The following is a 13997-nucleotide window of genomic DNA, read 5'->3' as shown; positions in this document are numbered from 1 at the left end:
CTTATCCTTTGCGTAGATATTTCGTGAGAATGACAATGGTCTGCCCCTCAACTTTACCTTCGATTTGTTCCGTGTTGTCGGCAACCAAACGAATATTCTTGACGACAGTGCCGAGTTTAGCCGAAAGTGTAGAACCCTTAACATCTAAAGTTTTGATAAGGACGACAGTATCCCCATCGTAAAGACGAGTGCCATTGCTGTCTTCATGGAATTGCACGGTACCATCCTGTTCGTGGTCTCCAGTTTTTTTAGCCCAATCTAACACTTCATCTTCCAAATAGAGGATGTCTAAATTATCCGCTGCCCAACCTTCGTGGCGTAGCCTGCTTAACATTCGCCATGCCATCACCTGTACGGCGGGATAGGTAGACCACATCGTGTCAGAAAGCACCCGCCAATGCGCTGCCTCCAATTGCTCTCTTTTTTCGATTTGATCCAAACAGGTTTGGCAAATCAATACACTGTTGTCTACGCTCTGCTGATCTGTTGGAGGAACAGCATAGACAGAAAGATTTTCCGTACCGTTACAAAGCTCGCACAGACTTCCGCTTCGTTCGGCCAATTGCTTTTCTAAGGACATAACTATTTATTTGCCGCGAAAATACCAAAAAAAATCAATTTATGATTTCGTGCCGGGTTGTTATACTTGCCAAATATTTTGTATTATTGGGTAAATAAAACGACAAACATATGAAATGGCAAGGTGGCCGCCGCGGCGGCAACATAGAAGATAGGCGGGGGATGAGTGGTGGACAGAAATTAACATTGGGCGGTATCGGTGGGGTCATTGTCCTCATTATCGGATTGATGATGGGCGGAGACCCGGGACAGATATTAAGCCAGATGCAGCAAGGAGGAAGCACAGCAACGGCACCGGACACCTATGAATCCTCTCCGGAAGAGGATAAACTAATGGACTTTGCCGATGTGGTATTGGCAAGCACCGACGATGTATGGACAGGAGTTTTTAAAGCGAATGGACAAACCTATCCAAAACCAAAGATGGTGATATACAGGGAAGGTACAGAAACCCAAGGGTGTGGATTTGGACAGTCACAATTCGGCCCGTTTTATTGCCCGGGCGACCACGCCGTTTATTTGGATCTGAGCTTTAATAGAGAACTCACCCAAAAGTATGGAGCGAAAGGAGAGTTTGCGCTAGCATATGTTATTGCTCATGAAGTGGGACATCACCTACAAAACGTGTTTGGTGTGCTGGAAAAAAACAACGCAATGCGGGCTAAATTAAGTGAACGGGAATACAATAAGATTTCGGTCATGACCGAACTGCAGGCGGATTTCTATGCAGGTGTTTGGGCGCATCACGTGAAGAATTACAGCAACATAGAGATTACGTATCAGGATATTATGGACGGTATGCAAGCCGCCTCAGCGGTAGGTGATGACCACCTGCAAGAGCAAGCGTATGGGCAATCTAATCCAGAGTCCTTTACGCACGGTACCTCCGAACAACGGGCTTATTGGTTTAAGAAGGGGTATGAAACGGGTGACCTCCAAGCAGGAGATACATTTAACGATCCAAGCCTGCAATAGCCGTTAAAAAATAACGAACCGTTTAGCGGTTTCTATTGGACCAACAGGTTACAACCGCGTATGTCACTGTTGTCAAAACGACCCAAAATTTCAAATGTACCATCGGCATGCAGTTTGCCCAGGTCTTGTGTCGCTATAAACGAACAGGAGTAATAATTCGCTAAATCAATAACATTAATTGCACCTGTTTTGCCGTCAGCAAGCAAGGTAAGAGGATCGTTGGTGTCGCGGATGCGTATTTTCATCCAGTTTGGCGTGTGAAAAATCCCTTCGCCAAAGGAATACCCCTGCGAAAGTAATTCCGTCATGCCGTATTCCGAATGGATGTGCTCCACGCCGAATCCTGCGCAAAGTAACTGATGCAATTCTTCCCGAATCATCTCTTTTCGTTTTCCTTTCATGCCTCCGGTTTCCATGACCATAAGCTCCGGAAAATCCAATTGGTAAGATGCACAGAAATCTAGAAGTGCGTAAGTCACGCCGATCAGGAGGGTTCGTGTACCGCTAGCCTTTAATTTGCGAAGTTTCTTATACAGATCATTGTGGTTATACAAAAAGTAGCCCGAATCGGGGTGGCCGCTTGCTTGAATAAGGTTGTCGACCATATAAATCAACGATGAGCCAGTTCGCTCTAAATAGGAGGGCAACAAGGCCAGGACAGCCAAGTGCTGTATATCGCCGTAAAATTGTGCAAAGCAGGTACGGAAACTACGTTCATACCAGTGTACATCCGCTACGTGATGTGCGCTAGTGACCGAGCCCGTGGTTCCTGAACTCGTGAAAACAATAGCAGGGGGAGGTGTTGCGGCATAAATAAGCTGTGTCTTGAAAAACTCGATCGGTAGAAATGGTATGTCGTCTTCATGTACGATATCGGAAACTTGTTTACCGATATAATCCACATACCGCTTGTAGATTGCATTATGTAGGTATTGGAAATGAAAGACGTTCAGGCAAGCAGAGGTAAATTGATCCGGGTGCTGAATAGTAAAGACTTTTTCCTGCATACGTTACAAATATACGGGAAATTGTCAGAAGACGTTCCGCCATTCCTGTCCACTGCTTTTCGAAATGAATATTTCGGGGGAATCGGCAAAAAAAAATAAAGAGGAGGTACGGTCTCCTCCTCTTAAGCAAAGTATACTTCGTTGAACCATACTACAACATACCGCCGTCAACCGGGATGACTTGTCCATTGATATATGACGATAGATCTGACGCCAAAAATAAACAAGCATTCGCAATGTCTTCGGGTTCTCCAGCACGTTTTAATGGTATATTCGCTTCCCAACCAGCGACAACTTTTGGATCAAGAACATCGGTCATCTCGGTACGAATAAATCCTGGAGCTACAACGTTTGTGCGAATATTCCGGGAACCTAACTCCCGGGCGACGGATTTCGAAAATCCGATAATTCCCGCCTTCGATGCGGCGTAGTTGGCCTGCCCGGCATTACCTTGTACGCCAACCACGGAACTCATGTTAATAAAAGAACCTTTACGATTTTTCATCATGATCTTGGAGGCAGCTTTAGTCACATTAAAGATAGACTTCAAATTAACGTTGATCACATCGTCCCAATTCTCTTCGGTCATGCGCATCAATAAGCCATCTTTTGTAATACCCGCATTGTTGACGACGATATCGATTGTTCCGAAAGTAGACACAATATCATTGATCAGTTTCTCCGCTTCGTCAAACTGAGAAGCATCGGAACGAAACCCTTTTACTTTCGTGCCGAAAGCCTGCAATTCCTGTTCGAGCGCCTGTCCTTTTTCCACGGATGATAGATAAGTAAACGCAACGTTCGCTCCGTGCTGAGCAAAGACTTCTGCTATTTTTCTGCCGATGCCTTTTGACGCTCCTGTGATGAGAGCTGTTTTGCCTTCTAATAATTTCATTTTATCTAATAGTTTCCTTTTCAAATAATCCCACAAAAATGTTAAATATCTGGAAAATAACACGAATTTATTTTGGATTTTGAACGATTTGCTTTTATCAAATACAGCCATGGGTGTCGTCCAGACCGCCGATAGCGCCTCCGTGTTGAAAAAATGTCAGGAATAATGAAAGAATTTTGACATTTTCGTTGGGTTAAAACCGTTTCGAATGTTAATTTTGTACGGAATTTTAAAATCATGGGTAAAAAAACTAAAAAGTCTGAGGTCGATGTTGTACTGATCGGAGCAGGTATCATGAGCGCAACATTGGGTACATTAATCAATGAGTTAAGTCCTGATATCAATATCGAAATCGTAGAACGTCTTGACGTCGTGGCTGCCGAAAGTTCGGATGCATGGAATAATGCAGGCACTGGTCACTCGGCATTATGCGAGTTAAACTATACACCCGAACAACCCGATGGAAGCGTGAAGATTGCAAAAGCAATCAACATTGCCGAACAATTTGAAATTTCAAAGCAATTTTGGACGTATTTAGTGGAGAAGGATATCCTCAAAAAGCCGACGGAGTTCATTCGCCAAGTGCCGCACATGAGTGCCGTTTTCGGTGAAAAAGATGTTCGATTTTTACGGACACGCTTCGAAGCCATGGAAAAAGAGAATCTTTTTAAGGGCATGGTGTACACCGAGGATAAAGCAACACTAAACGAATGGATTCCCTTGATGATGGAAGGACGTGCCAAAGATGAGGTCATGGCCGCGACACGTATGGAAATCGGTACGGATGTGAATTTCGGCGCCTTGACACGGGATTTAATTCAGAATTTGCAAGCAAAAGATAATATTAAGCTATCCTTGAATCAAGAGGTGCGCGACATTGAGCGGGAGTATGACGGGCGTTGGGAGATCGAAGTTAAAGACCTATCAACAGGTGAAAAAAGAGAAATTAAAGCGAAGTTTGTATTTATAGGTGCAGGCGGACGCTCATTATTGTTGCTGGAGAAATCCGGTATTCCGGAAGCGAAGGGCTATGGTGGCTTTCCTGTTGGAGGCCAGTGGTTGCGCTGCAAAAATAAAGATATCATTAAACAACACCACGCGAAGGTATATGGGAAGGCATCTGTCGGCGCACCACCGATGTCTGTTCCACACCTAGATACACGTTATATTGACGGAGAACAAGCCTTGCTTTTCGGTCCATATGCCGGGTTTTCCACAAAATTCCTAAAGAAAGGTTCCTATTTCGACTTGCCTGCTTCGATTAAGTTATCAAATATCCGTCCGATGATATCTGCAGGCTTGGATAATCTAGATTTAACAAAGTATCTGATTACGGAGGTGATGAAAAGCCCGTCCGATAAACTTGATTCGTTAAAACAATTTATGCCGACGGCGAAACTGGAAGACTGGGGTATCGAAATTGCAGGACAACGTGTACAGGTCATTAAAAAGGATCCTAAGCACGGCGGTATTCTGGAGTTTGGAACGGAAGTCGTTTCGAGCGCCGATGGTTCGATAGCCGCTTTACTTGGAGCATCGCCTGGGGCCTCGACCTCCGTGGCTATCATGATTAATTTACTAAAACGATGTTTCCCCGAGCGCGCAAAATCGACGGAGTACCGAACCAAGTTACGGGAAATGATCCCTTCTTGGGGTAAAAACCTGAACGATGATGCGGAATTGTGTGCTGAAGTACGTCGTCGCTCACAAGAAGCGTTGCAATTGGTCTAATAGGTAAAAGATACGATGGGGTGCATGTAGGTGATCTGATCCATATCAGCTGCCTGCTTTATGCTGAGAATATACCCAATCTCACCACGGTGGGAGGAACCTGATCCAGGTAATGCTGGCGTAGGTACAGATTTTATTCTTTGTTTTAGCGTGTTCTCCAGGAGTATTTCAACAAGTGAATCAATACTCGATATGGATGTACCAGCGATTTTAGAAGAAATACAGAGCGCGTTTGAGGCCACCTCCTGGCTGGAACGCTTGGCAGTAGTGTTCGGTATCATTCAAGTACTGCTGTCGCGAAAAAATAAAATTTCCAATTACTTTTTCGGAATTGTGTCCATCGTTTTAACTATTTCTGTTCTGTACGATGCACGCTTATACGCGGAAATACTCCTCAACGGCTATTATCTGGTGATGAGCATCTACGGATTATGGTACTGGAAGTATAAAAATGTTGACCGCCAAGAGGTGCAGATATCCCGTTGCCGATCGTCGGAATGGATGGCCGTGGGTGCAATTGTGGTGGGTGGATATTTTTTTCTATTTGGCGTTCTATTTTATTTCACCGATTCGGATGTCCCAATGTTGGACGCTCTTGTCTCGAGTACAGCGTGGGCCGGTATGTGGCTGTTGGCAAAACGGAAGTTGGAGAACTGGATATTGTTGAATCTAAGCAATGCGATTGCCATCCCTCTTTTGGTTTATAAAGAACTTTACCTTTTTGCGATGCTAACGATCATCTTATTCATCGTTGCTATATTTGGTTATTTCAAATGGAAATCTATTTTAGCAGCTCAATCATCGATTCATGCAGTTGACTTCAACCATTCAATCTCTTATAAAGGATAATATCTCCTCTGCCATTCAATCTAAACAGCTTACGAAAGAGCTGTTAGAGCTCGCGTATACGGAAAACTGGTTTAATCTTTGGGTACCTTTAGACTATGGCGGTGCAGCAAGTGATCTAAAGGACGGCTGTGCCCTATTGGAGGAACTCGCGTATCTTGATGGCGGAATAGGATGGACGATCACATTGTGCGCGGGCGCAAATATGTTCGCCGGATATATCGATCCGGAACAAGCCAAAACTATCTTTCAGACAAGACAAACATGTTGGGGCGGTAGCGGTAAGCCATCTGGCAAAGCCGAGTTATATCAAGATCATGCAGTCTTGCATGGTACGTGGAAATACGCGACCGGCGCTCCCCATCTTACTCATTTCACGTTAAATGCATGGTTATATGAAGGAGGGAAGCCTGTACTGGGTACCGACGGCCAACCGTTGTATCGCTCATTCTTTGTGAAGCGGGAAGATGTACTAATACATTATGATTGGGATACGTTTGGCTTAGAATGCACGGCCAGCCATAGCTTTTCTGTCGAAGCACTGCGCGTACCCAAGTCCCACAGCTTCGATTTACGTCCCGAAATGCGGACACACCACGGCAGACTTTTTGCGTATCCGTTCCTGACCTTTGCCGAGTGCACGCTTGCAGTAAACTACATCGGAATGTTTCGCCGTTTCCTAGACTTGGTAGAACGTCAGTTCTTTGCGAAGTCGATAGATCACGAATGGCTACAAAACAGAGGTAGAGCACTCTTCCGTTTGGTAGACGCCAAACGGACCGTTTTGGAACAGCAAACGAAGAGACTGTATGAATTGATGGATATCACGTGGCAAGATGCAACACCGAATGAACAGCATGTGTCAGAAATTGCGGCATTGACACGAACCGTTGTACAGGAGATAAAAGGGGCCACGGTCGAGCTATTTCCATCTACGGGAATTACTGGTGCGCAACGATCGGAAGAGTTGAACATTGTTTTCCGTCATCTTTTCACGGCATCACAACACGCCCTGCTCAACACGCCTGTTGATCGTTAACAATCGAATTGCCGGCAGGCCTCGTAGAGGCGAACTTTTCCCTTCGTAACCGTACTGGAAAGGATGACAAGCACACGTTCCTCTTCGTAGTCCCGTGGTGCATTCAAGACAAAATCTGGTTTGTTGTCGCCATCGAGATCGCCCACAAAATCGATTCGCACGAAGGTATCATTGAACCCATCTTCGCGTGCTAAGAGGTAACGGCTGCCCCCCGGAAGCACAAGCTCTAATCGGTAATCCGATACGTCATGGAACACTTCCTCTTTGCCCGCGTCGTTTGTAACAACCTGTGTGGCGTTAATTTTTCCAGTCGCTTGTAAGGTATATGATTCTCCCGCCCATTCGAAAGGAACGTGCTCTCCTGGCCAAATATGTGTTCGCGGTACGGTGATGGCGGGAACCTCTTTTTTTGTTACGCCCGGTATGCGAAGTAAGAAGGAGGCATTGCGATCTGATTCAATGATCTTCGTCTTCACGCCGGCGCAATCGTCGTAGCCTTCTTTCATCATGACTTCGGCATCATCGACTTTGTATACGCCGCCGTCCCGATAAAATTGCAACCATTCGCCACGCAGTGATACAGCCGGATCATCTTGTTTTTCCCATATTCGGTAGGAACCTAATAAGAATGTTTGATCACTAACATAATCTAACACGCTATCTATATCAACAGGAGCAGGAGATTGGGAAATATCTGCTTGTTTTTCAGGTTCAAAAAACGAAGTGTCATCGGCTCCTTGCGCAGCCGTATCGCTAGATGATGTTGACGACCCGATAGGTTGGCAGGATAATAAAGCACCTAGCACAACAACAAACAGATATTTCATACGAGTAAGCTATTTTAACGCATCCTTTATCAGAGTAAACGAGCGTAATCTTTTTTCTGGATCAAAGATATAATTTGTCGTCATAATTTCATCAATATCATAAGAATTTATAAAGCTGGTGAGATCTTTTGCGAGGGAAGACGGGTCACCGACGAATGTACAGGCCGTCATATTGTATACGGCACGCTCGATTTCAGGGATACCATCGTAGATAACCTTTTCTGTTGGCGGCGACAAGGGCCTGCGATGGTTCGTGATAATCCCAGCAAACATGTTGAATAGACTAGTGGCCAAATGTTGAGCTTCATCCACCTGTTCGGCGGCGATGACATTGACACAGACGATCAGGTAGGGATTTTCTAGGTATTTCGAAGGCCTAAATTCTTTTTTATAAATTTCGGCTGCCTGCGCAAACATAGCGGGCGCGAAATGTGCCGCAAAAGCATAGGGTAGACCCAATGCAGCAGCTAAATGCGCAGAGTCTGTGCTAGAACCCAATATATAAAGCGGCACATCCGATCCTTCGCCGGGGAATGCACGTACCTTTTCGCTTGGATCATTATTTTCAAAGAAACCGAGAAGTGCTTCAACATCGTCTTTAAAATAAAATGCGGTATTCAAGTTGTTGCGTCGTAACGCCATAGCTGTGAGTTGATCCGTCCCGGGGGCTCGCCCTAGCCCGAGATCAATTCGGCCAGGATAGAGCGTTTCCAGCGTTCCAAATTGTTCGGCAACAACCAAAGGCGCGTGATTGGGAAGCATGATACCCCCCGAACCCACGCGGATTCGCTCGGTTTTACTGGCTACATGCCCAATAAGGACGGCGGTCGCCGAGCTCGCAATATGTTCCATATTATGGTGCTCCGCCAACCATATTCGTTCATAGCCAAGGCGCTCTATATATTGTGCAGCTTCTACCGTCCTGTCGATCGCGTCTCGAGCGGATTGCCCTTTACAAACTGTGGCCAGGTCTAAGGCCGAAAGTTTAAAATTTTTCATGAGCTAAAAATACGATGCAACATACTGTATCGTGTAATGATATTGTAATTCCGTCAGGACGAACGGGAAACCTTGACACTATTTAGACTTTTAGTGCATCTTTTCATAACCGGATGTTCATCGCTTGTTGGTTCCGCCAAATCCGCAGTTGATGCCGTTCTTTCCAGCGATGTCTGGCTTCAGCTCTTAAGAGATCGGCGACCTTGCGGATAGCATCGCCATCATAACTCAGAATGACATCGTTGACTTCTAAACCGCCTGTATCTGGATCGGTTTGTTCTTTAGATAAGACAAGTACTCCGTGGATCTCGGCTAGCCCCGTCGCCGATTGTTCTCCTAATGAGGAAACCGTTTTCACACGATAACCTAGCCAGTGAACATGTTCATCGGATGTTTGTTCAGTTTGCTTAATGAGCGTAACAGGAGGTGGAGTGGCGGCTAAAGCCCGTAGTTCTGGCTTTTTCACGCCGACATCTTGCTTAGCCATATTCGTAAAGAAGCCATTCAGTGCTCCTACGTTCATCACGGTGAAATCAAAATGATCCGGATCTTTGAACGCAATCTCCTGCGCGATGCCGTTTCGGTCTACGCCGAGCTGTTGGTTAGCTAACAGTTGCTCGCGAGAAAAAAATATATTGCTGTCGATTGCCGAACCATAGTCACGCACCTGTATCGGATTAAATGCGCTCATCAGAATGTTCCGCTTTATCGTATCCTGCGAATGGACAAACCAGACATGGGGATGCAGTGTGTTGTTGATGAGTATGTTTTGATAAACGCTTCGGTGAAATCCTTCGCGTAGCTTAATTCCTCCGCTCAGACAAACGTTCGCATAAATTCGATAATTGGAGGAACCATCGTCTAAGTCAATATCCCACCCATGGTCACAATGGAAGCGATTGTGATGGATATGCGTGGTTTGGTATGCATCCAGCAAGATCAGTTCACGATGCGTAGCGGTTAACTCATCCATGGTCTGTCGGTTTGCCCGCCAAAAGCGATCGCGGCCCCACGAGTTGAAGGCTCCGTGGTCGGACGTTTCTAACACCGTTTCAAATACATCATTGTAAGCAATATCATAGCCTCCAAAAGCTCCATCACCGATATTGATACCGGCTCGCGGCACACGGTAAATGGTATTATGAAGCACAGCGATCCGGGAAGCTACTTGGATCTGTACACCCGCTGACTGCTTTTCGATTAAACCGATATGGCGGATTAAATTACCGACCGCTTGACAGTCTTCCGGGAAGTGAGAAGCGCGTGGTCCCGTGCTTCGGCTGATCCTGTGCAAAGCAACGGTATCGCTATATTGATAGAGGGGATTGTGTAAAGACGATGGTCGTCCGACAAAGGCAATGCCTGAAGCTCCAATCTGTTCGATGAGATTATCTTTGACGAGAATATAGCGGTTGTGGCCGCTGATGAATACTGCATTTCCTCCGAGCTGTCGGAAGATGTTGTCCTGAATGTGAATAGATTCGGCATTTTCCATCCATATAGCACCTTGACGATAGATCCGCCAGTCGCTCCGGAGCAGTGGCTCTTTCGTCAGCATGAACGTCGGTGTCGTATGGGCGAATTGTAAACCTTCAACCGTGATATGGCTGATCCGGTGTGCAGGATCTCCTGCAAAGTGTAGACAATTTTCCAATTGCGCGGCAATAAATTCCATAGAGCGGATATCCTCGTTCGGTTCGGGGTAATAATACAGTAGTTTGGCTGTACGATCGAAGAACCATTCACCGGGTGCGTCCAACTCTTCACGGATATTTTCCACGAAACGAAACGTCCCATGTGGCGGGCTAGGACGGTTATTCTGCCAACCACCAGTCATGACGACACGATCCGCCGCAGGTTTTTCTATGATTTGAAAGTGCATTCCGCCCCAACGGCCCTCATGCAATGCGTGGAGGTAGCCGCCGGTCGGATCTTGCCACGTACGTATTCGGTCTGCATGCATGGCATTCTTGTCGTATCCTTCGAAGGGGCGTACATGCCCTTGTTTATTTGGAAAACGGGCGAGGGTAAACGTTTTTTCTTTTCCGTACAGTGCGGGGATACTATCAATCGTTGCGGGTACCTTGGCTTTCCATATATTTCCATGCGCCTTTTCCCAATGTAATAACAGCGGCTTCCCGGCACTAACAACAGACGCCCCGGCTTTTTCCGCTCGAATGCGCAGCACTGTACCTGAACCAAAGTCTTTGGACTGGAATACAAGTGGTTGATCTAAAAAATATGTGCCGGGTGAGACGATAATTTGAAACGTATGGCCTGATGTAACAAGGGACACTTTGCTAACCTCCTTTTTAGCCCGCTCGAGGGTTCGGAAGGGTCTATCCAGTGTTCCTGAGCTGTTATCGTTGCCCGTTAGAGAAACGTAAAACGTAGTAGGCTGACTGTGGCTTGCTGTCGGAAGAAGTACGATTGTCAGTAATAACATGTAAAGGATTCGTGTCATCATGCTGTTGTGTGATTGGTTAGCATCGTCACATCCCCTAAAATAAGAACAATTTATACTGTTTTTGACACGCAAACGATTGCGTAGTTTTATCTTTTTTATGCAGCAACAGCTATGTGAATAGTACAGAAGCTATGCGCAACGGATACCGTGTATCACCACGTGCTCGCCACGTTCTAATGTGCAGAAATAGAGATAATCGTTCCCTCCATCGTCAATTTTAAATTTCTTCCGAATTTCCTCCACACGAAGTGGAAAATTCTTCGAGATGACATTTGCTTTCTTTAATGGCAATGCTTTCTTCAATGATTTTAACGTGTAAGTGTCGATAATTTTCAGTTGTTTACCTGGAAAATCCGTTACATCCGTATCTCCTGTGTAAAGATGGGTGTGCGCGGCGAGCTTTCCAAGGCCATAGCGTGTCCCGACAGATTTGAAGGCGCCGGCTTTATTGACGGCGACATCGGGGTCATATAGATACTTCTTGGGGGCGCTGTACAGGGCAACCGTATCTTGTTCTTCGGTATAGTTAAAGGAAAACAGGTGAGGACCGTCCGGCAAGAGCCGCACCGCATGTATTTGTGGAGACCCTAGGTAATTTCTTTCTTGCATGAAGAGTAGTTCTTTGCAATCATTATCTACGCTAACTACATACACATCTTTAACCTGAGCCAGCGACCGAAGCGCTAATTGGATGTCGAGCAGTGGGGCAAGCTTAGTCAAAATATAGGGGGCACGACTAAAAAACAGGTCTTGCGATTCGAGGATATTCGGTTCGCAATCTTCTAAACAAAATACCTTTTGCTGTTTAACACGTCGCGAGGGATCGATATAGATCATGTCATATGATGTCTCTTGGCTTCGGAGAAGTTCTAATCCATCGCCCGCTATACAATCTACATGCGACACGTGCAAAACCTTAAAATTATGAGCAACAATTTGGGAGAGATCTTCGTTGATCTCACAATGTGTAACCTGACGGGCATGTTGGGCAAAATAATAGCTGTCCACACCAAATCCGCCCGTCAGATCGATAACGCGACTGTCTTTCGCGATTAAGGACGATTTGAAAGCTCCTGTGGCTGAAGAGGACGCTTGTTCGAGGTTTAGTTTTTCTGGGAAATACAGACCAGTATGCTCCAGCCAGGCCGGAATCTTCTTTTTAACCCGTTGCATCCCGTCGATTTGCGCAGCGAGTTCCCGCGCTGTGACTGTTTCAAATGGACTTTTCTGTAAGGCAATAGCTGCAGGGTTGCTATGTTGGTTAGCATGTATATACGATTGAACATCGGTGGTTAAGAGGTCCTTATTCATTATTTTTATAAGCTAGAGCCAAATGGATAAACGTCTTTAAGCCGCGTTTAGATTTTTTTAACGAGCAACTGACACGTATACCCATCCTTAAGCTCTCGGATAATTTCCTTGTTGACGAGTACACGGTTAATGGTTTCCTGATTAAAATAACGAATGGTAATGAGCTCAAGTCCTTTTTCCACAGTGACCTTATACCGTTTTTCGAGGTCTGCTAGGAGCGCATCTACGTTTTTACCCGTATCATCTACGGCCACAGAAAAACTAATGGCACTATTGTGCATCATATTGATCTTAATGCGATGACTATGGAATACATTGAAAATATGGCTCAGATTGTCTTCGACAATGAACGAAAAATCCCGAGGCTGAATACCGATAAATACCTGGTTGACCTTAAAAATAAAAGACGGTACAGATAGGCCGCTATTTGTCGTGCGGATCAAGGTGCCCGGCGCTTTTGGGTTTAAGAACGAACGTACGTTGAGCGCGATTTTCTTATTTTGCAACGGTTTAATGGTTTTGGGGTGTATGACGGTTGCCCCATAGTAAGTAAGCTCAATAGCGTCGGTATAGGAAAGCTCGGGAATGAGTTCCGTATGGTCAAACCATTTGGGATCTGCGTTGAGTACGCCGGGTACATCCTTCCAAATAGTAATGTCCTCAGCGTGGAGACAAGAAGCAAAAATAGCCGCAGAATAGTCTGATCCTTCACGTCCTAAGGTGGTCGTGAAATTTTCAGAGGTGGATCCGATGAAGCCCTGTGTCACGACAACATACTCGTCCAACACCGAAGGGAGATCCCGGCGGATCTTTTCCTCCGTCTTCTCCCAATCTACCGTTGCCTCCCGATATGTATTGTCTGTAAAGATATAATCTCGCGCGTCAAGCCATTTAACCGGTATTCCTACAAAACTCGTATACGCCGCTAAAATTTTCGATGAAACAAGTTCACCAGTGGACACAATTTGATCGAAAAGATAGTCGTATGAATCCTGCGGATCCTCTTCCAGTATCCATTCAATTTCAACAAAGCAATTGGCAATTTCGTCAAATATGGGATGCGTAGGTTGTCCAAATAAGTCGGCAAGGATACGCTCGTGGAACGCCTTGACGCCTTCTAAAGCCTGAAAGGCCTGCCCAGTTTGATCAACATAATGGTTGGTCACCTCCATAAGTCGATCGGTGGTCTTTCCCATAGCAGAGACAACGACCAGTAGCTCGTCCTTCTTGTGGTTGGCGAGAATCGATGCGACATTTTTTACACTTTCTGCATCTTTCACCGATGCGCCACCGAATTTGAATACTTGCATGTATGTTGTAC

The 13997-nt window shown here is 45.6% G+C and carries 12 protein-coding genes; 4 read left to right on the top strand and 8 right to left on the bottom strand.

Annotation, left to right across the window (positions count from 1 at the left end; genetic code table 11):
• Position 1: 1 nt before the first annotated feature.
• On the bottom strand, positions 2–580 hold the full coding sequence (locus ACFSR5_RS05575) for a PhnA domain-containing protein (protein WP_380901562.1): 579 nt from the start codon (positions 578–580) through the stop codon (positions 2–4).
• A gap of 110 nt (positions 581–690) precedes the next feature.
• Between ACFSR5_RS05575 and ypfJ the strand changes: the two genes are divergently transcribed.
• Positions 691–1554: a KPN_02809 family neutral zinc metallopeptidase gene (gene ypfJ / locus ACFSR5_RS05570; protein WP_380901560.1), complete on the top strand. Its 864-nt coding sequence runs from the start codon at positions 691–693 to the stop codon at positions 1552–1554.
• A gap of 32 nt (positions 1555–1586) precedes the next feature.
• Here the strand turns inward: ypfJ and ACFSR5_RS05565 are convergent, their stop codons facing one another.
• Entirely contained in the window at positions 1587–2561 is a 975-nt protein-coding gene (locus ACFSR5_RS05565) for a LuxE/PaaK family acyltransferase (RefSeq protein ID WP_380901558.1), read from the bottom strand.
• 151 nt (positions 2562–2712) lie between these two features.
• Entirely contained in the window at positions 2713–3456 is a 744-nt protein-coding gene (fabG, locus tag ACFSR5_RS05560; RefSeq protein WP_380901556.1) for a 3-oxoacyl-[acyl-carrier-protein] reductase, read from the bottom strand.
• Positions 3457–3693: 237 nt separating this feature from the next.
• Between fabG and ACFSR5_RS05555 the strand changes: the two genes are divergently transcribed.
• The 3 genes from ACFSR5_RS05555 to ACFSR5_RS05545 are packed head-to-tail and all read left to right on the top strand — an operon-like array spanning position 3694 to position 7072.
• Positions 3694–5187, top strand: a complete 1494-nt coding sequence (locus tag ACFSR5_RS05555; RefSeq protein WP_380901554.1) for a malate:quinone oxidoreductase — start codon at positions 3694–3696, stop codon at positions 5185–5187.
• A gap of 60 nt (positions 5188–5247) precedes the next feature.
• A complete protein-coding gene (gene pnuC, locus ACFSR5_RS05550; protein ID WP_380901552.1) occupies positions 5248–6036 on the top strand; it encodes a nicotinamide riboside transporter PnuC in 789 nt (262 codons plus the stop codon).
• Entirely contained in the window at positions 5996–7072 is a 1077-nt protein-coding gene (locus ACFSR5_RS05545; RefSeq protein WP_380901550.1) for an acyl-CoA dehydrogenase family protein, read from the top strand. The genes pnuC and ACFSR5_RS05545 overlap by 41 nt, the downstream gene beginning before the upstream one ends.
• Here ACFSR5_RS05545 and ACFSR5_RS05540 read toward each other — a convergent pair.
• The 5 genes from ACFSR5_RS05540 to ACFSR5_RS05520 all read right to left on the bottom strand — a co-directional run bounded on the left by ACFSR5_RS05540 (position 7069) and on the right by ACFSR5_RS05520 (position 13986).
• Positions 7069–7899 carry a hypothetical protein gene (locus ACFSR5_RS05540; protein WP_380901548.1) on the bottom strand — a complete coding sequence of 277 codons (831 nt, stop codon included), beginning with the start codon at positions 7897–7899 and terminating at the stop codon, positions 7069–7071. The genes ACFSR5_RS05545 and ACFSR5_RS05540 overlap by 4 nt on opposite strands.
• Before the next feature lie 9 nt (positions 7900–7908).
• A complete protein-coding gene (locus tag ACFSR5_RS05535; RefSeq protein ID WP_380901546.1) occupies positions 7909–8898 on the bottom strand; it encodes an LLM class flavin-dependent oxidoreductase in 990 nt (329 codons plus the stop codon).
• 103 nt (positions 8899–9001) lie between these two features.
• A complete protein-coding gene (locus ACFSR5_RS05530) occupies positions 9002–11365 on the bottom strand; it encodes a PDZ domain-containing protein (RefSeq protein WP_380901544.1) in 2364 nt (787 codons plus the stop codon).
• Between the two features lie 129 nt (positions 11366–11494).
• Positions 11495–12676: a class I SAM-dependent methyltransferase gene (locus ACFSR5_RS05525; protein WP_380901542.1), complete on the bottom strand. Its 1182-nt coding sequence runs from the start codon at positions 12674–12676 to the stop codon at positions 11495–11497.
• 47 nt (positions 12677–12723) lie between these two features.
• Positions 12724–13986 carry an aspartate kinase gene (locus ACFSR5_RS05520; protein ID WP_380901540.1) on the bottom strand — a complete coding sequence of 421 codons (1263 nt, stop codon included), beginning with the start codon at positions 13984–13986 and terminating at the stop codon, positions 12724–12726.
• Positions 13987–13997 lie beyond the last annotated feature (11 nt).

This window comes from Sphingobacterium suaedae (assembly GCF_042684625.1).
In the GTDB taxonomy this organism is placed as follows: domain Bacteria; phylum Bacteroidota; class Bacteroidia; order Sphingobacteriales; family Sphingobacteriaceae; genus Sphingobacterium; species Sphingobacterium suaedae.
This window is presented reverse-complemented; position numbering and strand designations above follow the sequence as displayed.